The following is a 19,116-nucleotide window of genomic DNA, read 5'->3' as shown; positions in this document are numbered from 1 at the left end:
GGCCCGCGTCGAACGCTCAACGCAACTGCGTAACCGCCAGCAGCAGCACCATGCTGCCGATCGCGCCATCCAGCACACGCCACGCAGTCGCGCGGCGAAACAGCGGCGCCAGCATGCGCGCGCCATAGCCGAGCGCGACGAACCACACCGCGCTGACCGTCATCGCGCCGAGCGCGAAGGCGACCCGCGCGCCTTGCGGTTCGCGCGCGCCGGCCGTGCCGATCAACAGGAACGTGTCCAGATAGACGTGCGGATTGAGCCACGTGAACGCGAGCGTCATCAGGATGATCGGCAGCGCGCGTTGCGTGGGCGGGGCTTGATCGGCGGAGGCGCCGCTCGAACCGTCGAGCACCGCGTGTCCCGGCCGTACCGCGCGGCGCAGCGCGCTGATGCCGAACCAGGCCAGATACGCGAGCCCGACGTAGAGCATCGCGTGCACGAAGCGCGGGTAGCGCTCCATCAGCACCGCGGCGCCGCCGACGCCTGCGCCGATCAGAATGAAATCCGATAACGTGCACAACAGCACGATCTTGCCGACGTGCGAGCGCATGATGCCCTGCCGCAGCACGAACGCATTCTGCGCGCCGATCGTCACGATCAGTGATGCGCACAGCGCCGCGCCGTGGGAGAAAGACAGCCAGTTCATAAATGGTCCGAAAAATGGAAGAGTAGGGATAGACGGGATATTCCAGCCGCGCTAGTCTGCGTGATTGCGTCACATAAGAAAACCTAATTTACTTAATGCGGATTAAGGAACGCTAATGCTCGACTATGCCTTGCTCGATGCGCTGGCCGCCGTGGTCCGTCACGGCTCGTTCGACCGTGCTGCAGGCGAGCTGAATATCACTGCGTCCGCGGTGTCGCAGCGGGTCAAGCTGCTCGAGGAGCGCGTCGGCAGCGTGCTGGTGAAGCGCGGTCAGCCGTGCGTCGCGACGACCTCGGGCGCGCTGCTGTGCCGCCACACCGAGCGCGTGCAATTGCTCGAAGCGGAGCTGAACGGCCGCCTGCCGACACTGCCCGGCGCGCTCGTCGAGCAGTGGCCGGCGCTGCGCGTCGCCGTCAATGACGACAGCGTCGGCACCTGGTTCATCGACGCGGTCGCGCCGTTCTGCGTCGAACGCGAGATGCTGCTCGACCTCGTGATCGACGACCAGGACTACACCGCGCAGCGCATCCGCGACGGCAGCGTGCAGGGCGCGATCACGACGCAGGCCGAACCGGTGCAGGGCTGCCGCTCGACGCGCCTCGGCCGCATGCGATACCTCGCGGTGTGCTCACCGGCGTTTTTCGCGCGCTATTTCGCCGACGGCGTCACGCGCGACAGCCTGCGGCGCACACCGTGCGTCGACTTCAACCCCAAGGATCAGCTGCAAAAGCGCTTCATGCGGCGCATCACACGCGCGGAGATCGATCCGCCGCTGCACTGGATTCCGCACGTCGCCGGCTTTATGCGCGCGTGCGTGATGAACCTCGGCTGGGGCATGTGCCCGGAGCGGATGGTCGCCGGGCATCTGCAGCGCGGCGAACTGGTCGAGGTCGCGCCGGGCAAGCATATCGACGTCGATCTGTACTGGCAGAGCTGGCGGCTGTCGATCGGCTGGCTCGACGATTTCAGCGCGATGCTCAGGAAGCGGGCCGGCGAGTTCCTCGATTGACGACACAGCGAAGACTCATGCAGGAACGCTCCGAGCGCTACAGCATCAGTTCGATCGAATGAAACAGCCGGCGCTGTTCGGGGTTCTGCGAGCGCGCGCCTTCGTCGATCGTCTCGCGCAGGCAGTCGAGAAAGCAGGCGGCCGCCGGGCTCGTCGGCGCACCGCGCCGCGACGTGATGCTGATGATGGTTTCGTCGAGCGTTTCGCGCAGCGGCAGCGCCCACAGGTTTTCCTTCGCGCGTATCGCCTCGACGAGCGGCCACGGAAAGATGCTGACCATGTCCGTGTGCGCGAGCAGTCCCAGCACGATCGCGAGCGAATGCGCTAGCACGATCGTGTGCGGCACCCGCATGCCGCGCTTGACGAACAGATTGTTCGACATCGACTCGCGGCTCGCCGGGTCCCAGTTGAGGATCCATTCCTCGTTTTGAAGGTCGAGCAGCGTGCGGCATCCGGCCTTCGGATGGTCGCGCCGCGCGACCACGGCCGCGTGCGTCGAAAAGAGCGGCGCGTTCTGAAACTCCGACTGCGGCGACGCGGGCGGCGGCCGACCGATCGAAAAATCGAGGCTGCCGTCGCGCAGACGCGGCTGCACGACCGCGAGCAGGCCTTCGAAAAATTCCAGTTGCACGTCCGGCATCCGTTCGCGAAAACGCCGCACGGCGGGCGGCAGAAAGGTCAGCGCGACCCACGGCGTGACGCCGATCGACAGCTTGCCGGCCGCGGCTCCGCGCAATGCCTCGATCTCGGCTTGCGCGCGCTGCAACTGGCCGAGCACGAGCCGCGCATGCACGACGAGCGCGCGGCCGAACTCGGTGAACGCGACGCCGCTCGCGCTGCGCACGATCAGCGGCGCGTGCAGGTCGGCTTCGAGTTCGCGCATCGCCTTGGTCACGGCGGCCGGCGACAACTCCAGCGAGCGGGCGGCGGCCCGGATACTTCCAGTATCCGCGATCGCGGCCAAGGTATTGAGCTGATGCAGTTTCATGCGAATCGGGAGTATGAAAGGGGGCAACCAGTGGTTGGCACCCGCAACGATTCTACGCCTGCCTCTCGAAATTCGGCGCGGCTATGCTCGGTTCACGCTGACATGGAGACAGACGGCATGAACACGATGGTCATTCCGGCGGGCATCGCCGAAATCGAGCAGGAAATGGTCGCGCTGCGACACAGCATCCACGCGCATCCGGAGCTCGCCTACGAGGAGTTCGCGACCGGTGATCTGGTCGCCGAACGCCTTCGGGAGTGGGGCTATACCGTGCATCGCGGCTTGGGGCAGACCGGCGTGGTCGGTCAACTGAAGCTCGGCCACGGCACGCGCCGGCTCGGCTTGCGCGCCGACATGGACGCGCTGCCGATCCACGAAACCACCGGCCTGCCATACGCGAGCAAGCGGCCCGGCAAGATGCACGCATGCGGTCACGACGGCCACACGGCGATGCTGCTCGCCGCCGCCAGGTATCTGGCGCATGAAAAGAGTTTCGACGGCACGCTGAATCTGATCTTCCAGCCGGCCGAGGAAGGGCTCGCCGGCGCGAAGAAAATGCTCGACGACGGCCTGTTCGAGCGGTTTCCCTGCGACGCCGTGTTCGCGATGCACAACATGCCGGGCTTTCCCACTGGCAAGCTGGGCTTCATGCCGGGATCGTTCATGGCGTCGTCGGATACGGTGATCATCAAGGTGATCGGCCGCGGCGGTCATGGCGCGGTGCCGCACAAGGCGGTCGATCCGGTCGTCGTGTGCGCGCAGATCGTGCTCGCGCTGCAGTCCATCGTGTCGCGCAATATCGCGCCGCTCGATATGTCGATCATCACGGTCGGCGCGATTCACGCCGGCGAAGCGCCGAACGTGATTCCCGAAACCGCCGAGATGCGCCTGTCGGTGCGCGCGCTGCGGCCCGAGGTCCGCGACCAACTGCAGCAGCGCATCACCGAGGTCGCGACCGGCCAGGCGGCCGTATTCGGCGCGCGCGCCGAGGTCGACTATCAGCGCCGCTACCCGGTGCTCCTCAACGATGCGGCTATGACCGCGCTCGCGCGCCAGGTTGCGCTCGATTGGCTCGGCGAAGACGGGCTGATTCGCGACATGCAGCCGCTGACCGGCAGCGAGGACTTCGCGTTCCTGCTCGAACGCTGCGCGGGCAGCTATCTGATCATCGGCAACGGTGACGGCGAGGGCGGCTGCATGGTCCACAACCCCGGCTACGACTTCAACGACGCATGCCTCGCGACCGGCGCGGCCTACTGGGTCAAGCTCGCGCAGACGTTCCTCGTTTGACGCGGCGGCGCGCGAGCGCGTTGCCCTGGCAGCACAAGGATAACGATGGAGACACAAATGGACTATTCCGCCACACCGCGGCCCGCGAGCGCGAACGGACTCGATGCGCTCGATGCGGCGCGCCTCGCCGATCAACCTCAAAAGCGCGTCGGCCACGCAAAGGCGATCGCCGCGATCACGCTCGGCAACGGCCTCGAGTTTTTCGACTTCACGATCTACAGCTTCTTCACGACGATCATCGGCAAACTGTATTTCCCGGTCGAGGGACAACTCGTGCAACTGATGCTCGCGGTCGGCACGTTCGGCGTCGGCTTCATCATGCGGCCGGTGGGCGGCATCGTGCTGGGCGGCTACGCGGACCGCGCCGGACGCAAGGCCGCAATGAGCCTGACGCTGTGGCTGATGACGCTCGGTTCGGCGATCATCGCGTTCGCGCCCATCTATGCGGCGATCGGCGTCGCGGCGCCGCTGCTCGTGATTCTCGCGCGGCTGATCCAGGGCTTTGCGCTGGGCGGCGAGGTGGGCGCATCGACGGCGCTGCTGCTCGAATACGGCAGCGATCGAACGCGCGGTTTTTACGGCAGCTGGCAGTTCGTGAGCCAGGGGATGAACACGGTGGTGGGGTCGCTGCTCGGCGTCGCGTTGGCCGCGACGCTGTCGCCGGCCGCGCTCGAAAGCTGGGGCTGGCGCGTGCCGTTCGTGATCGGCATGGCGATGGGGCCGATCGGCATCTACATCCGGCGGCATCTGGAAGAGACGCTGCCGGGTATCGAAGATGGCGCGGCAGCGGCTGGTGAAATGGGTGCGCAGCCCGTGGCGCAAACTCCGTCGCTGCCGGTCCGCGACCTGTTTCGCGACCACGCACGCTCGATCACGACCGGCGTGCTGACGACGATCGGCGGCACCGCGGCGAACTACATCGTGCTGTTCTATCTGTCGACCTACGCGATCCGCATCCTGCATCTGCCGATGGCGACCGCGCTATGGGCCGCGTGGACCGGCGCGGTGGTCACGGTGATCTGTTCGCCGTTCGCGGGCGCGCTGTCCGATCGGGTCGGCCGCAAGCGCGTGCTGTGGGTATCGCGCGTGTTGCTGATTTTCGCCGTCTATCCGGCGTTCATGACGATCAATGCTTCGCCGACGGTGCCGGTGCTGCTCGCGGTGGTCGCGGGCCTTGCGCTGCTCGTCACGTTCACCGCGGTGCCGAACATCGTGATGCTGCCCGAGCTGTTTCCGCGCGCGATTCGCGCGACCGGCATGTCGATCGTGTACTGCCTCGGCGTGTCGATTTTCGGCGGCTTCGCGCAGTTCTTCGCGACCTGGCTGATCCAGATTTCGGGCAGCAATCTCGCGCCGGCGTGGTACCTGATCGGCTGCGGCGTCGTGTCGTTGCTGCCGCTGCCGTTCATGCGCGAGACCGCGGGCAGGGCGATCGATTGACGTGACGGGGACTGCGGTCGGCTGAAAAAAGAGGCGTGATTATTTTCGATCGCGCCTCTTTTGTCATTTGCGCACCGCGGTGTCAATACGAATTACGACCGGACTACGACGGGCCGCCCGCGTCCGCCCTGACCCTGTTGCGCTCCAGTCTCATGTATAGGTTCGCGACGCAGATCCCGAAGACGATGTGAACGAAGAGGCTCGCGCCGTTGCGCGCTTCTGCAAACCACGGAAAAAACTGTGTCATGCCGTAGAAATTGATCAGGTAAACGACTACAGCGAAAGCGCCACCCGCCAGTGAAGCCATTCCCATGCTCGAGTCAAGCTTGAATGACGTCATGATCAGACCGAGGATTAGCGCCAATACGATGGCAAGGCCAAAATGCACCACAAAGGCCGCGAGCACGATGCCAATTGAGAATGATTGCGGCGATTGCAATGCGCCTCGTCCCAGCATGATCGCGGCGACCATGCGTGGGGGCTCCAGCAGACTTCCGCCCGTCATCACTGCCATCAGGACAACTCCTAACGCCAGGAACACAGCCCCCGCGATGACGCCTGCCAGCACGGCTGCCCGCCAGTCGGGCTGGCCGTGTGTGAATTGATGGGAACCCATGTGAAGTTGCACGATTTTTCTCCCGATTGATTCGGATAATTCATTCTAGTTCTCTGTGTCGCGAGATTGATAGCGCCGCGTGACTATCGTCATCCCGAGGAATGATCTTCGTTCTGGCGACCACGTGGCGTGCAGCGTGTCAGCGGATCGATAATTAATCTTTTAACTCGCAGTGGAGGATCAAATGCCTTGATGTCTGCTTTCGGCAACGGCCGCAAGCGTATCCGTTCGGTGTGCGCGAAAGTGATCAACCAGAACGGCGGCAAAGGCGTAGTGTTATATAGCGGACTGTTCAGAGTGGACGGAATGGAACCCGATCGCGGCACCATGGCATAGTCCCGGTGCGTGCCACCGCGTGCACCTTTGCCTCGGCACGGGTGAGGTTGGGGCGGCAGAGTCTGCTACCGCTAGTCAATGATGGAAGGAGGCCACATGTCACTCATCGTCGCAGCACGCTTTACGACATTCCCCGCCGCTGAAGACGCTGTTCAACGGCTCTTCAATGCCGGTTTCGTCGAGGAGGACGTCACCCTGTTTTTCGTCAATCCGCCCGGCCAGCACGCACGTTTTCAGCCCGGCGGTGGTACCAGCACCGACGCAAACGCGAGAGAGGCGCCGAAGGGTGCCGAGATAGGCGTCACGATTGGCGCAGCGGTTGGCGCCGTGCTCGGCGTCGGGATCTTCGCGGTGTTTTCGGCGCCGCTCATCGTGTCGCTGATCGCAGCCGGGGTGAGTGCATATGTCGGTGCATTGGTCGGCGCGATGATGCGCACGCAGGAAGCCAGCGACGAAGAAATCCGTGGTTCCGGCGTGCTGGTGGCCGTACACGTGTCGCCGGACAACCAGTTGGACGCCGCACGGGTGCTGCGCGATGCGGGAGGCGCGGCGATCGAACGCGCGACCGGCAACTGGCAACAAGGGCGGTGGGCCGACTTCGATCCGCTCAAGCAGCCTGTGCCGCTCAGCGAATTCAGTGAGAAGCACGCCTGATTCGAAGGTGTTTTTCGCCGAAATTTTCAGCGAGCGAGGAAACATGAACGGCCCGGCATTTGTCGGGCCGTTTTGTATTTGAAGCGGTGCGTTCCAGGCGCGCCCCCGTGCTGGCGCTGCGCGCGGAACGCATCGGCAGCAATGCGCTCGCGCTGGCGGCGCCCCCCACGGTGGCGCGCGTCTACTACCCGGGCGCCGGACGCAACGCCTGCCACGTGAGGAAGGGTCGGCGAAGAGATCAATGGAAGAAGAGTTCGCGCATGCCGAAGGTGTGATGCGCTTCGGCAGCCATCAGCACCAGCAGCACCAGCAGGCACAGGGGCGGTATCAGGATCGCGTACACCAGCGCCAGCCGCTCCCACATCATGTGCATGAAGATCGACACGATCAGCCCAGCCTTGGCGATCATCAGCACGATAATCAGCGTCCAGCGCAGCAGGCCCTGCACGTGGAAGTAATCCACCATGTACGACAACGTGCTCAGTACGAACAGCAGGCCCCAGATCTTCAGGTAAATGCCGATCGGATGCTGCTGGCCGTGCGCGGCGTCGGGTCGATGGGCGAGATCGGTGTGGTCCATGGTCTGCCTCACCACAAATAGAACAGCGCAAAGATGAACACCCACACCAGGTCGACGAAGTGCCAGTACAAGCCGGCAATCTCCACGATCTGGAAGTTGCCGTGCTCGGTGAACCCCGGCTGCAGGATCTTGCGTCTTATCAGCAGCAGGTAGATCACACCGCAACTCACGTGAAAGCCGTGGAACCCGGTGATCATGAAAAAGCACGCGCCAAACTGCGCCGCGCCCAGCGGGTTACCCCAGGGGCGGATGCCTTCATGGACGATCAGCTTGGTCCATTCGAAGGCCTGCATCGACACGAAGGTCGCGCCCAGCAGCGCGGTCGCCAGCAACAGTTGGGCGGCGCGCCTGGCGTTGCGCCGGTAGCCAAAGTTGACAGCCATCGCCATGGTGCCGCTGCTGCTGATCAGGATGAACGTCATGATGGCGATCAGCAGCAAGGGCACATCCACGCCGAAGACAGTGAGCCCGAACACCTTGGAAGGGTCGGGCCACGGCACGGTGGTCGACATGCGCACCGTCATGTAGCCGATCAGAAAACTGCTGAAGATGAAGGTGTCCGACAGCAGGAAGATCCACATCATCGCCTTGCCCCACGGCACCTTGAAGGCCTGGCGGTCGGCCGACCAGTCGGTGACGATGCCGCGCCAGCCGTCAGGCCCGGCGTCGGGGGGCGGGGTGACAGCGGATTCGGTCGGGAGCGTGGGCGTGGTCATGGCGCAGCTCCATACAGCGGCCCGCAGATGGCGGCGACGAACCCAGGGGTGATCCACCACATCGCCGCCAGCAGCACGAGCCAGACAGCCAGCAGGAAATGCCAGTAGATGGCGCACAGCGCGATGGCACGCTGGGTCCGGAACGGGTTCCCACGCTGGAGACGCGCGATCGTTACGGCCCAGGCCACCAGCCCGCCCAGCACATGCAACCCGTGCAGGCCGGTGAGCAGGTAGAGGAAGCTATTGGAAGGATTGACAGTGACAGTCTGCCCCGCCGCCGACAGCATGCGCCACGCGCTCAGTTGTCCGATCACGAACACGGCCGCGAGCACACCGCCGAACAGCAGCCATGCCGCGCGGTGCATGGTAATCCGCCGGGCGCGCTGCATGGCGATGCTTGCCAGCACCAGCGCGCCGGTGTTCCACCACAGCAGAGCCGGATGCGGGATCGGCAGCCAGTCGGGCTCGCGCATGCGCATCGCATAGGCGAGCAGCAGCAGTGAAAACAATGTCGTTGCCACCGCCATGAAGATGACCAGGCCGATGCGGCTCGCATTCGGCAAGACAGGTGGCGCGTCAGGAACGAAGGAGCGGCGCAGTGTAGTCATTCGCTTGCCTCGCCGGGTTGCAGCGTCGGGTGGGCCGGTGCCGGTTCAGGCGCCGTCTCAGGCGGCTGGTTTTGCGGGACGAAGTCTTCCTCGTGCCCCGCCGGGCTGTATTCGTACGCCCAGCGGTAGACGACGGGCAGCGCGGCGCCCCAGTTGCCGTGCACGGGCGGCGTTTGCGGCGTCTGCCATTCCAGCGTGGTGGCCCGCCACGGGTTGCCGTCGGCACGCTTGCCGCGCGCGAGGCTCCACGCCAGGTTGTACAGGAACAGCAACTGCGCCGCCGCAACGATCAGCGCAACGACGGTGATGAACGTGTTGAGCGTCTGCGCCGAATGTGGAATGAAGCTGTAGCCCTCATACTGGTAATACCGCCGCGGCATGCCGAGGATGCCGAGATAGTGCATCGGGAAGTAGATCGCATAGGTGCCGACGAAGGTAACCCAGAAGTGCACGCGCCCGATCGTGTCGTTGAGCATGCGGCCCGTCACCTTCGGATACCAATGGTAGATGCCGCCAAACACCACCAGGATCGGCGACACGGCCATCACCATATGGAAGTGCGCCACCACGAAGTACGTGTTCGACAGCGGAATGTCCACGCTCACGTTGCCGAGATAGAGCCCGGTCAGCCCACCGAGGACGAAGGTGCTGATGAAGCCGATGGCAAACAGCATCGGCACGGTCAGGTGGATATCGCCGCGCCACAGCGTTAGCACCCAGTTGTAGACTTTGAGAGCGGTCGGAACGGCGATGATGAGCGTGGTCGTGGCAAAGAAGAAGCCGAAGTACGGATTCATGCCGGCGATGAACATGTGGTGCGCCCAGACCACGAAGCTCAGCGCACCGATGGCGACGATCGCCCACACCATCATCTTGTAGCCGAAGATGCTCTTGCGCGCGTGCGTGCTGATCAGGTCCGATGCGATGCCAAAGGCTGGCAGCGCGACGATGTAGACCTCCGGATGCCCGAAGAACCAGAACAGGTGCTGGAACAGCAGCGGGCTGCCGCCGGCATACTTGAGCGTCTGCCCCATCGACACCACGGCCGGCACAAAGAAGCTGGTGCCGAGTGTCCTGTCGAGCAGCATCATCACCGCCGACACGAACAGCGCCGGAAACGCCAGCAGCGCCAGGATGGTCGCGGTGAAGATGCCCCACACCGTGAGCGGCATGCGCATGAGCGTCATGCCGCGCGTGCGCGCCTGCAGCGTGGTGGTGACGTAATTCAAGCCGCCCATCGTTGCCGCGACGATGAAGATCGCCAGCGACACCAGCATCAACACGATGCCCCATTCCACGCCCGGCGTGCCCGGCAGGATCGCCTGGGGTGGATACAGCGTCCAGCCCGCGCCGGTCGGCCCGCCTGGCACGAAGAAGCTCGACACCAGCACCAGCACGGCCAGCAGGTAGACCCAGTAGCTCAGCATGTTGAGAAACGGGAACACCATGTCGCGCGCGCCCAGCATCAGCGGGATCAGGTAGTTGCCGAAGCCCCCCAGAAACAGCGCCGTCAGCAGGTAGATCACCATGATCATCCCGTGCATCGTGACGAACTGGTAGTAGTGGTTGGCGTCGATGAAGCTGAACTTGCCCGGAAAGCCGAGCTGCAAGCGCATCAGGTTCGACAGGACAAGGCCGACGAGGCCGATGGCGATGGCCGTCAGCGAGTACTGCACGGCGATGACCTTGTGGTCCTGGCTCCAGACATAGCGGGTCCAGAAGCTTTGCGGGCCGTGGTCGGGGTGCGCGTAGGTCATTGGGTCTGCTCCGCTAGGGTTGGGCTGCGCTGGTGGCGGCCGAGCCGCCCAGCGATTGGATGTAGGTCACCAGCGTGGTCAGCTCCTGCTCGCTCAGGTCGAACTTCGGCATGATGGGTGCGAAGCCCTTCACGACGCGGGCCGTGGGGTTGCGGATGAAGGCGCGCAGATAGGCCTCGTCCACCTTCGCGGTGCTGCCGTCGGCCATCGTTTCGGTTTTGCCGTACAGGCCCTTCCAGGTGGGGCCCACGCGCGGACTGCCGTCCACGGTATGGCAGGCGAAGCAGCCCTTGGCCTCCGCGAGCGTCTTGCCCTGGGTAGCGAGCGCCTGGGCGCCGCCGCCTGCAGCGGCGGTCGCGGCCTGCACCCTGGCCTGCTGCTGCGCGAACGTGCTTTGCTGCGTCAGCCAGCGCGAGAACGATGCTTCGTCTTCCACTACCACCACGCCGCGCATGTTGGCGTGCCCGAGACCGCAAAGCTGCGCGCACAGAATGTCGTAACGCCCGGCCTTGGTCGGCGTGAACCAGAAGGTGGTCACCATGCCGGGCACTATGTTCATGCGCGCGCGGAACGGCGGTACGTAGAAGTCATGCAGCACGTCGCGCGACCGTGTCAGGACCTGGATCGGCCGGTTCAACGGCAGGTGTACCTCGGGTGTCTCGATCAGGTAGTTGTCACGGCCGTTGGGGTCGCCGGGGTTCATGCCGAAGGGGTTGTCGTTGCTGATGTAGCGCACGTCCGTCGTGCCCAGCTTGCCACCGGGACCGGCAAAGCGGAAACGCCATTGCCATTGCTGGGCGAACACTTCCATCTGCAGCACGTTGCGCGGCGGCCGTATGTAGTCCGCGTAGACGAAGAGTCCCGGTGCCAGCAACGCTGCCACGCCTACCGAGGTCAGGCCGATCAGCCACCATTCCAGGCGCCTGTTGTGCGGCTCGTAAACAGCGCGATGACCCCTGCGGTGGCGGTAGCGCAGCAATGCGATCACGATGAACAGGTTGATCGCGATGAAGAACACGCCGGTAATGACGAGCGTGATCGTCAGCATGTCGTCCATGCGCACCCAGTTCGAGGCGATCGGCGTGGTCCACCACGGGCTGGCAAAGTGAAACCCCACCGCCAATACGATGATCAGGAACAGGGCAATCGCAAGCGACATAGGTCACCTCGCTGCGCGTCACTCGCTGGCGGCCGCTAACAAAAGGCTCCAGGCCTCGGCGCCGCCTTGCCGTACTTCGGTACTGTCCGCGCCGGCACGTCTTTAGACCAAAGGTAGTCCTCTCCTCTGCATCGTGCAAGGCTGCGCAAGGGGGAAGTGCGCCCCATGTATAGGGCGGATGAATGGAGGAGTCGCTTGCTGCGATGCAATGTAAGACGGCCGCCTCCTGCATCGATTTCCCAGGCCACCTACGCCTCCTGATGGCACGCGGCAGGGGTACGATAAACAGCATCGACCCGTTGGGGGACTCCTTGATTGATGGAGAGCCGACATGAGACGTCTTTATTTCCTCGTACCTGACACGACGACGGCGAAGGCGATCGTAGACGACTTGCTGCGGGCGCGGATCACATGGCGACATATCCATGTCCTCGCGAATCACAGTGTCGCACTCGAACAGTTACCCGAGGCATCGTTACTGCAAAGCAGCGACGTCGTGCACTCGCTCGAACGCGGCGTGGCGCTCGGCGGTGCCACCGGCGCGCTTCTCGGCCTCGTGGCACTGGTGTTTCCTCCCGCGGGGCTCACGATTGCGGGCGGAGCCGTCGTCGCATTGACGTTGACAGGTGCCGGCTTCGGGGCCTGGACCGCCACTATGATCGGCGTCGACGAACCGAACGCACGGCTCGAGCGCTTTCGCGGCGCCATACGTGACGGCCAGATCCTGATCATGGCCGACGTGCCTGGATCGCGCGAACAGGAGATCGAGCAGATGGTCGCGCATCATTTTCCGAAGGCCGATCTCGAAGGTGCGGAGCCGACGACCCCGATCTTCCCCTGAGAAGCAGTCGAGACGAGGCCATCGGTGCCCCTTGCAGTGAAGCCTTCAGAGGGGAACCGTGAGGTTTGCAAGAAGGGGAGCCGCAGCCTTGTTTCGTCACGTTCCGGACAGCCATGAACCTTGCCGCCCAGGTCAGCTCACGCCCCGACTGATACACCCGACGCACCTCACCGCGCCGCCGACTTCCCACGCCCCGGCACCGCCGCGCCATTGCCATCGCCGTTGCTAGCCGCCGCCACGCGCGTCTCGGGCATCGCCGCCCACACCAGCAGCACCGCGAGGGCACCGGCCGCCGCGAGGCAGAAGAAGCTCACCATGTTGCCGAAGCGATCGGCGACGAAGCCCGCCGCCGTCGTGCTCAGCGTCGCGCCGATGCCGGCCGCGAGTCCGAACAGGCCGATACACAGGTTGTAGCGGCCCTTGTCGCCGGCGACGTCGGCGGCGATCAGCGGCAGCATCACGCCGAATACCGCGGCGCTCAAGCCGTCGAGCATTTGCACCGGTACCAGCAGATAAGGGCTGCTGATGCCCGCGAACAGCAGCGCTCGGATCGGCAGTGCGGAGAAGCCGAGCAGCAGGATCGGGCGGCGGCCCCAGCGTTCGGCCGAGCGTCCGACCCACGGCGACAAAATCGCGACGATCGCCTGCGGCACGATGATGCACGCCGCGATCACGAGCTGCACGTTGTCGCCCATGCTGGCCGTCACTTCGCCGGCTGCGAGGTTCAGCATCGCCGCGTTCGACAGATGGAACAGCACGATGCACGCGGCGAACAGCAGCATGCGCCGGTCGCGCAGCAGCTCGCGCAGGCTTTCGCGGCGCTCGAGCTGCTCAGGGGTGGGCAGCGCTTGCGGCAGCTCGATGGTGTCGGTGCGCTGGATCATAGAGAGCGCGATCAGCGCGGGAACCGCAAGACCGGCGGTCAGAAAAAACACCGCGCGCGGCGAGTAGTACTCGCCGAACAGACCCATCAGACCGGCCGCGACCGCGCTGCCGATCGACGCCCAGCGCGCATTGCGGCCGAGCCGGTCGCCGAGATTCGCGCGACCCACCAGCGCGAACGAGATCGCCGCGAGCGCGGGCGTCAGCATGCAGCTCGCGAAGCCGTGGAACACCTCGGCGGCTATCACCGGCAGCAGGGTCGGGCTCATCGCGAGCAGCATCGCGCTCAGGATGATCGCGGTGATCGCCCATGCGGCCGCAGCTTTCTTGTTGCGCAGCGCGTCGACCGCGGCGCCGCCGGGCACCTGGCTGACCATCGCGCTGATCGTGCCGACCGACAGCACCATGCCGATCTCGCCTTGGGTCCACTTGTGCGACGCGAGATAAGACGCGATGAACGGCCCGAAGCCCGTCTGCACGTTGGCGACGAAGAAGTTGAGCCAATCGAGCGCGCGCAGACTTCGCGCCGTGACCTGAGTGCGGACCGTCATCGGACCGCCCGTGCGTTGGAAACCGCGACGGCCGAAGCGGCCGGCGGCGCCGAGGCCGCCGGCGCGGCGCTCGCGGCAGGCTGCGCAGGCGGGGCGGGCGGCGGCGCGGGCGACACCGCGCGGATCGGCTTGTCGGCCACATAGGGCGGCGTCGCGTTGATCTGCGCATCGCTCAGCTCGAGCTGCGGATGCAGCTCCTTGTCGCGCGTGACGAAGCGCAGCGCCGACCAGTTCGCGGCGATCGTGCGCCGGTCGGTGCTGACGATGCCGCCGACGTCGAGCACGACCGCCTGCGGCTGCGCGTTGCCGTCGATCAGCACGTCGACGACGCGGCCCACCTTGGCGCCGTTCGCGCGCTCGACGGTCGCATCGAGCAGCGCCAGCTCCAGCGCGTTCGTCTTGTTCGCGGCGGCCGGCACGGCCGTCGCGGTGAGTGTGATCGGCGCGCCCTTCGCCGTCGGCGTGAAGTGGAACGTGCCCCACGGGAAGTTCACCTTGCGATCGCCGACGCCGAGGAAGCCCTGCAGATTGACGACCATCTCGCGCGGCTTGCCGGCCGCGTCGGTGGTCATGTCGATCGCGCGGCCGACCACCTTGCCGTCGGGCTTCTGCACCGGGCTGTCGAGCAGCGCGCGCGCGTCGCTGCGCTCGATTGTGCGCAGCACGATCAGCGGCGGCGGTGGCGGGGGCGGCGGCGGCGGAGCCGGCACGACGACGGGCGGCGGCGGTTCGACCTTGTGCGGCTTGACGACCGGCTTCTTCGGCTTCTTCGGCTCCTCGGGCCCCTCGTTCGCCTCGGTCTCGACCGGCTCGGGCGCGGACGCGGCGACCGGCGCGCTCGCCGGCTCGACCGGCATCACCCGCGCGTCGACGATCGGCGCCTGCTGTGTACCCCACAGCAGGCTGCTGCAACCGGACAGCGCGGCGAGCGCGAACAGCGCGGCCACGGTGCATAGCCAGCGAAACAGTCGAAGCATCTCCAGCGAATCAGGCGAATCGAGCGGGCCAAACGATCCAAGCGGTCCGAACGGGACAATCGGCAGGCGCCCGGCGGGGCGCGGAAAACCGCCAGTCATCAGGAAAAACTCCACGGGCAGGTGCGGACGGGCGCGATGAGCCGCCGCGGTTGGAATGGGGTACGGCCCAGAGTTTAACCTGCGCTGCCGCGCGGGCAGGCTTTCACGGACTGGCTTGCAGGCGTTTCGCCGATGCTCCGGAGATATTGCGCTGCACGCCGCCTGCCTGCAACGCGATCGCCGAAGCGGGTTCGGCGCGTTTCGCGGCCGCTCGAATGCCGTAGGTGTAAACGCGCGCAGTGCTGGCGCGAGCGACCGTCGCGCAAAAGTTATAAGTTGCGCGACATGTCCGGCATGCCATACATGCGATTGGACGCATAGTTCTCTTCACCTACATTTCGACTCAGAAAAGCGTTACCCACACCAACAAATCCACGAGACGAACCTGATGACGGCCGCGCAGGCGGCCGTTTCAGCGCGCTGATAAAGGAGGCACTCATCATGATGGAACCCCAGGCCCTCGCGAATTCCGACGTCGCGAGCGAATCCTTCGACACCGAATCATTCCGCGGAAAGGGCTTTATCGACCGCTACTTCGACATTTCCGCGCGCGGCAGCACGCAGCGTCAGGAGATCGTCGCGGGCATCACGACCTTCCTCGCGATGGTTTATTCGGTATTCGTCGTGCCGGGCATGTTCGGCAAGGCGGGCTTCGATACCAGCGCGGTGTTCGTCGCCGTGTGTCTGACCACGGCGTTCGGCTCGCTGCTGATGGGCGTGTGGGCGCGTCTGCCGATCGCGATCGGCTGCGCGATCTCGCTGACCGCGTTCACTGCGTTCGGCCTCGTGCTCGGCAAGGGCCTGCATCCGAACGTCGCGCTCGGCGCGGTGTTCCTGATGGGCGTCGTGTTCACGACGATTTCGGTGACCGGCGTGCGCTCGTGGATACTGCGCAATCTGCCGACCGGCATCGCGCACGGCACCGGCATCGGCATCGGCCTGTTCCTGCTGCTGATCGCCGCGAACGACGTCGGCCTCGTCGTCAAGAATCCGGGCGCGGGGCTGCCGGTGTCGCTCGGCAATATCACGGCGTTGCCGGCGCTGATGTCGGTGGCCGGACTCGCCGCGATCTTCGGGCTGGTGCGGCGGCGCGTGCCGGGCTCGATCCTGATCGTGATCGTCGCGATCTCGGCGATCGGGCTCGCGATCGATCCGGCCGTGGCGTTTCACGGCGTGTTCGCGGTGCCGTCGTTGAGCGCGCCGGGGCATGCGTCGCTGATCGGCGCGATGGACGTGAAGGGCGCGCTGTCGATGGCGGTGCTGCCGAGCGTGCTCGCGCTCGTGATGACCGCGGTGTTCGACGCGACCGGCACGATCCGCGCGGTCGCCGGCCAGGCGGGGCAACTCGACGAGAACGGCCGCATCATCAACGGCGGCCGCGCGCTGACCGCCGATTCGCTGAGTTCTATCTTCTCGGGCCTGCTCGGCGGCGCGCCGGCGGCCGCGTATATCGAATCGACGGTCGGGGTCGCGGCGGGCGCGAAGACCGGGATGGCGGCCGCGGTCGTCGGTCTGCTGTTTCTGGTCGTGATGTTCTTCTCGCCGCTCGCCGCGCTGGTGCCTTCGTACGCGACCGCGCCCGCGCTGATGTACGTGGGGCTGCTGATGCTGTCGAACGTCAGCAAGCTGCATATGGACGACATGGTCGACGCGATGGCGGGACTCGTGTGCGCGGTGTTCATCGTGCTGACCGCGAACATCGTGACCGGCATCATGCTCGGCTTCGCGACGCTCGTGATCGGGCGCGTCGTCAGCGGCGAGTATCGCAAGCTCAATGTCGGCACCGTGGCGATCGCGGTGGTGCTGGTCGGGTTTTATCTCGGCGGCTGGGCGATCTGAGTGTTTGTCCTTGACTTTCCCCACCGCGTTTCTAAACCGTAGCTGTATGGTCAAGCCCTGCATCCGCAGGAAAGGAGACGCAGATGGAACCGCAACATCGTATCGCCAGCGAGCAGGAGTGGCTTGCCGCGAGCCGCGCGCTGCTCGCCGACGAAAAAGCGCATATGCGCGCTGGCGACGAACTCGCGCGCAGGCGTCGCGAATTGCCGTGGGTCAAGGTCGAGAAGCTTTATACGTTCGACACGCCCGACGGCCGCAAAACGCTCGCGGAGCTGTTCGACGGCCGCAGCCAGCTGATCGTTTATCACTTCATGCTGGGGCCGGACTGGCAGGAGGGCTGCGTCGGCTGCTCGTTCCTGTCGGACCATATGAGCGGGATTCTCACGCATCTCGTCCATCACGACGTCAGCTATGTGACCGTATCGCACGCGCCGCTCGAGAAAATCGACGCGTTCAAGCGGCGCATGGGATGGACCTTTCCGTGGGTGTCGTCGAGCGGCAGCGATTTCAATTTCGACTACCACGTGTCGTTCACGCCCGAGCAGCTGGCGAGCAAAAAGGCGTTCTACAACTTCACCGAACAGGACGTCGGCGTCGACGAGCAGCACGGCCACAGCGTGTTCTACAAGGACGAAAACGGCGACGTGTATCACACGTACTCGTGCTATGCGCGCGGCGACGAGCGCTTCGTGAACACCTACGCGCTCTTGGACATCACGCCGAAAGGCCGCAACGAGAAGAGCAATCTGACCGACTGGGTCAGGCTTCACGACCGCTATGGCGACGAGGCGCACGGCGGCTGCGCGGAGTCCGGCTCGTTTACGGTGTGAAGTGGTGAAGGTGACGCAGAGAGAACGGCGGGGGCGCGCTACAGCGCCATCTCGAAGGCGGGTTTGAGAAACACCTCGATCGCCATCACGATGAGACTCATCGCCGCGGCGGAGAGCGTCAATACGCCGTATTCGTCGTAGCGGGTGTCGTACAGGCACGCGACGACGAACAGAATCGCCAGGAAGTTCGTCAGCCAGTAGAAGTTCAGCGCGAGCGTCATCGGTCGAATCCAGGCTCATGGGCGACGGTACGAATCGCGCCGTCGGGTCGACGCGATTCTATCGAAACGAGCTTACGGATTCGCAACGGCCGCGCTTACACAGCTTGCGGCACCATCATGTCGCGTTCGATCCATTCGATCACCGACGTGCGCCGCGGCTGCCAGCCAAGCAGCCTGCGCGCGCGCTCGCCGCGCACGCGGCTATTCGAGCCGAGACCGTACGAGGCCATTTCGTAGCCCCATTCCTGTTTCGCGTCTTCGAGCGGCCAGTTTTGCGGCGCGCCGAGCTTCATCGCGCGAGCAATTGCGGTGCTCATGTCGCTAAACGACGCTTCGCCGCTTTCGACGAAATAGAACGTGCCGGCAGGGGTTTTATCGAGCGCGAGACGATACAGCTCGGCGACGTCGTCGATATGCACGTTCGACCAGATGTTGCCGCCGCTGCCCACATGACGCACGACGCCGCTCTTTTGCGCCTGGCGCACGAGCCGCGGCAACTGCACGCTCGCGCTGCCGGCCACCGCGCCGTGACCGTAGATCAGCGTGTTGCACAGCACGGCCGAGCGCACGTTGCGTTGCGCGGCGTCGAGCACCAGCTGATCGATTGCGACGCGCGCGGCCTTGTCGGCGCTCGGGGTGGGCAGCGCGTCTTCGTGATAGATGCGTGCTTCACCGGCTTCGCCGCCCGACGCATCGCCGACGATGCTCGACCCGCTCGTGTGCAGGAACACATTGCCCGAACCCGCGAGTCCGTCGATCAGCGCGCGCACCGCGCCTTCGTGATCGCTGCTCGCGGCGTTGATCACGGCGTCGGCCGCTTGCGCTTCGGCGATCAGCAACGCGCGGTCGTCGAGCGTGCCGATGACCGGCTCGATCCCGAGCCGCTTCAACTCGGCGCTGTGTTCGGGCTTGCGGATCAGCCCGCGCACCTGATGGCCGGCGCGCGCCAGATGCGCCGCGATGGAGCCGCCGATAAAACCGCTTGCGCCAGTAACGAAAATCTTCAAGACCTTCTCCTGAGGGAAATGCTGGGACAAGTGCGCAGTATCGCTCGCGCGGATTCTCGCAAAAAGCGTG

19 protein-coding genes are annotated in these 19,116 nt (G+C 65.1%); 7 read left to right on the top strand and 12 right to left on the bottom strand.

The genetic code is table 11. The annotated features are described in order from the left end of the window. Positions 1-16 precede the first annotated feature (16 nt). Positions 17-646, bottom strand: a complete 630-nt coding sequence (locus tag AB3X86_RS30705; protein WP_018432355.1) for a LysE/ArgO family amino acid transporter — start codon at positions 644-646, stop codon at positions 17-19. Positions 647-761: 115 nt separating this feature from the next. Here AB3X86_RS30705 and AB3X86_RS30700 point away from each other — a divergent pair, with 115 nt between their 5' ends. Continuing rightward, on the top strand, positions 762-1,655 hold the full coding sequence (locus AB3X86_RS30700) for a LysR family transcriptional regulator ArgP (protein WP_368598848.1): 894 nt from the start codon (positions 762-764) through the stop codon (positions 1,653-1,655). A gap of 37 nt (positions 1,656-1,692) precedes the next feature. Here AB3X86_RS30700 and AB3X86_RS30695 read toward each other — a convergent pair whose 3' ends face one another. After that, positions 1,693-2,643 (bottom strand): LysR substrate-binding domain-containing protein, encoded by a 951-nt coding sequence (locus tag AB3X86_RS30695; protein WP_368598847.1) that lies wholly within the window; start codon positions 2,641-2,643, stop codon positions 1,693-1,695. A gap of 117 nt (positions 2,644-2,760) precedes the next feature. Between AB3X86_RS30695 and AB3X86_RS30690 the strand changes: the two genes are divergently transcribed. After that, positions 2,761-3,933, top strand: a complete 1,173-nt coding sequence (locus AB3X86_RS30690; protein ID WP_368598846.1) for a M20 aminoacylase family protein — start codon at positions 2,761-2,763, stop codon at positions 3,931-3,933. Positions 3,934-3,990: 57 nt separating this feature from the next. Then, complete coding sequence (locus AB3X86_RS30685; RefSeq protein WP_368598845.1) at positions 3,991-5,373, top strand: MFS transporter; 1,383 nt, start codon at positions 3,991-3,993, stop codon at positions 5,371-5,373. Between the two features lie 103 nt (positions 5,374-5,476). Here AB3X86_RS30685 and AB3X86_RS30680 read toward each other — a convergent pair whose 3' ends face one another. Continuing rightward, positions 5,477-6,001: a hypothetical protein gene (locus AB3X86_RS30680; protein ID WP_176123389.1), complete on the bottom strand. Its 525-nt coding sequence runs from the start codon at positions 5,999-6,001 to the stop codon at positions 5,477-5,479. A 420-nt stretch (positions 6,002-6,421) separates the two neighbouring features. On the opposite strand from AB3X86_RS30680, the gene AB3X86_RS30675 reads away from it, so the two are divergent. Continuing rightward, complete coding sequence (locus AB3X86_RS30675; RefSeq protein WP_176378067.1) at positions 6,422-6,979, top strand: glycine zipper domain-containing protein; 558 nt, start codon at positions 6,422-6,424, stop codon at positions 6,977-6,979. A gap of 238 nt (positions 6,980-7,217) precedes the next feature. Here the strand turns inward: AB3X86_RS30675 and AB3X86_RS30670 are convergent, their stop codons facing one another. From AB3X86_RS30670 to AB3X86_RS30650, 5 genes are read right to left on the bottom strand one after another with little or no spacing between them, the layout of a single operon-like run. Continuing rightward, entirely contained in the window at positions 7,218-7,559 is a 342-nt protein-coding gene (locus tag AB3X86_RS30670) for a cytochrome C oxidase subunit IV family protein (RefSeq protein WP_013089047.1), read from the bottom strand. Positions 7,560-7,567: 8 nt separating this feature from the next. Then, positions 7,568-8,275 (bottom strand): heme-copper oxidase subunit III family protein, encoded by a 708-nt coding sequence (locus AB3X86_RS30665; protein WP_368598844.1) that lies wholly within the window; start codon positions 8,273-8,275, stop codon positions 7,568-7,570. Continuing rightward, positions 8,272-8,883 (bottom strand): cytochrome c oxidase subunit 3, encoded by a 612-nt coding sequence (locus AB3X86_RS30660; protein WP_368598843.1) that lies wholly within the window; start codon positions 8,881-8,883, stop codon positions 8,272-8,274. Before AB3X86_RS30660 ends, AB3X86_RS30665 begins: the two co-directional genes overlap by 4 nt. After that, a complete protein-coding gene (gene ctaD, locus AB3X86_RS30655; protein WP_368598842.1) occupies positions 8,880-10,640 on the bottom strand; it encodes a cytochrome c oxidase subunit I in 1,761 nt (586 codons plus the stop codon). The genes AB3X86_RS30660 and ctaD overlap by 4 nt, the downstream gene beginning before the upstream one ends. Before the next feature lie 13 nt (positions 10,641-10,653). Beyond that, entirely contained in the window at positions 10,654-11,799 is a 1,146-nt protein-coding gene (locus AB3X86_RS30650) for a c-type cytochrome (protein ID WP_368598841.1), read from the bottom strand. A gap of 331 nt (positions 11,800-12,130) precedes the next feature. Between AB3X86_RS30650 and AB3X86_RS30645 the strand changes: the two genes are divergently transcribed. After that, entirely contained in the window at positions 12,131-12,640 is a 510-nt protein-coding gene (locus tag AB3X86_RS30645) for a hypothetical protein (protein WP_013089052.1), read from the top strand. A 167-nt stretch (positions 12,641-12,807) separates the two neighbouring features. Here the strand turns inward: AB3X86_RS30645 and AB3X86_RS30640 are convergent, their stop codons facing one another. Together AB3X86_RS30640 and AB3X86_RS30635 are read right to left on the bottom strand one after the other, a co-directional pair. Then, positions 12,808-14,073 (bottom strand): MFS transporter, encoded by a 1,266-nt coding sequence (locus tag AB3X86_RS30640; RefSeq protein ID WP_368598840.1) that lies wholly within the window; start codon positions 14,071-14,073, stop codon positions 12,808-12,810. After that, positions 14,070-15,050, bottom strand: a complete 981-nt coding sequence (locus tag AB3X86_RS30635; RefSeq protein ID WP_368598912.1) for a PRC-barrel domain containing protein — start codon at positions 15,048-15,050, stop codon at positions 14,070-14,072. The genes AB3X86_RS30640 and AB3X86_RS30635 overlap by 4 nt, the downstream gene beginning before the upstream one ends. A 540-nt stretch (positions 15,051-15,590) precedes the next feature. Between AB3X86_RS30635 and AB3X86_RS30630 the strand changes: the two genes are divergently transcribed. Together AB3X86_RS30630 and AB3X86_RS30625 are read left to right on the top strand one after the other, a co-directional pair. After that, complete coding sequence (locus AB3X86_RS30630) at positions 15,591-16,988, top strand: NCS2 family permease (RefSeq protein ID WP_368598839.1); 1,398 nt, start codon at positions 15,591-15,593, stop codon at positions 16,986-16,988. Positions 16,989-17,071: 83 nt separating this feature from the next. Continuing rightward, on the top strand, positions 17,072-17,818 hold the full coding sequence (locus AB3X86_RS30625) for a DUF899 domain-containing protein (protein ID WP_368598838.1): 747 nt from the start codon (positions 17,072-17,074) through the stop codon (positions 17,816-17,818). Positions 17,819-17,856: 38 nt separating this feature from the next. On the opposite strand, the gene AB3X86_RS30620 is transcribed toward AB3X86_RS30625, so the two are convergent. Both AB3X86_RS30620 and AB3X86_RS30615 read right to left on the bottom strand, forming a co-directional pair. Continuing rightward, on the bottom strand, positions 17,857-18,039 hold the full coding sequence (locus AB3X86_RS30620; RefSeq protein ID WP_129956541.1) for a hypothetical protein: 183 nt from the start codon (positions 18,037-18,039) through the stop codon (positions 17,857-17,859). 95 nt (positions 18,040-18,134) lie between these two features. Then, positions 18,135-19,046: an NAD-dependent epimerase/dehydratase family protein gene (locus AB3X86_RS30615; RefSeq protein ID WP_368598837.1), complete on the bottom strand. Its 912-nt coding sequence runs from the start codon at positions 19,044-19,046 to the stop codon at positions 18,135-18,137. Positions 19,047-19,116: the final 70 nt, after the last annotated feature.

It is taken from the genome of Paraburkholderia sp. BR14374 (assembly GCF_040948685.1).
Taxonomy (GTDB): domain Bacteria; phylum Pseudomonadota; class Gammaproteobacteria; order Burkholderiales; family Burkholderiaceae; genus Paraburkholderia; species Paraburkholderia youngii.
Note: the sequence above shows the minus strand (reverse complement) of the source record. Positions and strands in the feature narration are given on the sequence as shown.

What these genes read in the sequence shown, in the direction of transcription:
- AB3X86_RS30705 (WP_018432355.1), bottom strand. Translation starts at nt 646, where the DNA reads ATGAACTGGCTGTCTTTCTCCCACGGCGCGGCGCTGTGCGCATCACTG.
- AB3X86_RS30700 (WP_368598848.1), top strand. Translation starts at nt 762, where the DNA reads ATGCTCGACTATGCCTTGCTCGATGCGCTGGCCGCCGTGGTCCGTCAC.
- AB3X86_RS30695 (WP_368598847.1), bottom strand. Translation starts at nt 2,643, where the DNA reads ATGAAACTGCATCAGCTCAATACCTTGGCCGCGATCGCGGATACTGGA.
- AB3X86_RS30690 (WP_368598846.1), top strand. Translation starts at nt 2,761, where the DNA reads ATGAACACGATGGTCATTCCGGCGGGCATCGCCGAAATCGAGCAGGAA.
- AB3X86_RS30685 (WP_368598845.1), top strand. Translation starts at nt 3,991, where the DNA reads ATGGACTATTCCGCCACACCGCGGCCCGCGAGCGCGAACGGACTCGAT.
- AB3X86_RS30675 (WP_176378067.1), top strand. Translation starts at nt 6,422, where the DNA reads ATGTCACTCATCGTCGCAGCACGCTTTACGACATTCCCCGCCGCTGAA.
- AB3X86_RS30670 (WP_013089047.1), bottom strand. Translation starts at nt 7,559, where the DNA reads ATGGACCACACCGATCTCGCCCATCGACCCGACGCCGCGCACGGCCAG.
- AB3X86_RS30665 (WP_368598844.1), bottom strand. Translation starts at nt 8,275, where the DNA reads ATGACCACGCCCACGCTCCCGACCGAATCCGCTGTCACCCCGCCCCCC.
- AB3X86_RS30660 (WP_368598843.1), bottom strand. Translation starts at nt 8,883, where the DNA reads ATGACTACACTGCGCCGCTCCTTCGTTCCTGACGCGCCACCTGTCTTG.
- ctaD (WP_368598842.1), bottom strand. Translation starts at nt 10,640, where the DNA reads ATGACCTACGCGCACCCCGACCACGGCCCGCAAAGCTTCTGGACCCGC.
- AB3X86_RS30650 (WP_368598841.1), bottom strand. Translation starts at nt 11,799, where the DNA reads ATGTCGCTTGCGATTGCCCTGTTCCTGATCATCGTATTGGCGGTGGGG.
- AB3X86_RS30645 (WP_013089052.1), top strand. Translation starts at nt 12,131, where the DNA reads ATGAGACGTCTTTATTTCCTCGTACCTGACACGACGACGGCGAAGGCG.
- AB3X86_RS30640 (WP_368598840.1), bottom strand. Translation starts at nt 14,073, where the DNA reads ATGACGGTCCGCACTCAGGTCACGGCGCGAAGTCTGCGCGCGCTCGAT.
- AB3X86_RS30635 (WP_368598912.1), bottom strand. Translation starts at nt 15,050, where the DNA reads ATGCTTCGACTGTTTCGCTGGCTATGCACCGTGGCCGCGCTGTTCGCG.
- AB3X86_RS30630 (WP_368598839.1), top strand. Translation starts at nt 15,591, where the DNA reads ATGATGGAACCCCAGGCCCTCGCGAATTCCGACGTCGCGAGCGAATCC.
- AB3X86_RS30625 (WP_368598838.1), top strand. Translation starts at nt 17,072, where the DNA reads ATGGAACCGCAACATCGTATCGCCAGCGAGCAGGAGTGGCTTGCCGCG.
- AB3X86_RS30620 (WP_129956541.1), bottom strand. Translation starts at nt 18,039, where the DNA reads ATGACGCTCGCGCTGAACTTCTACTGGCTGACGAACTTCCTGGCGATT.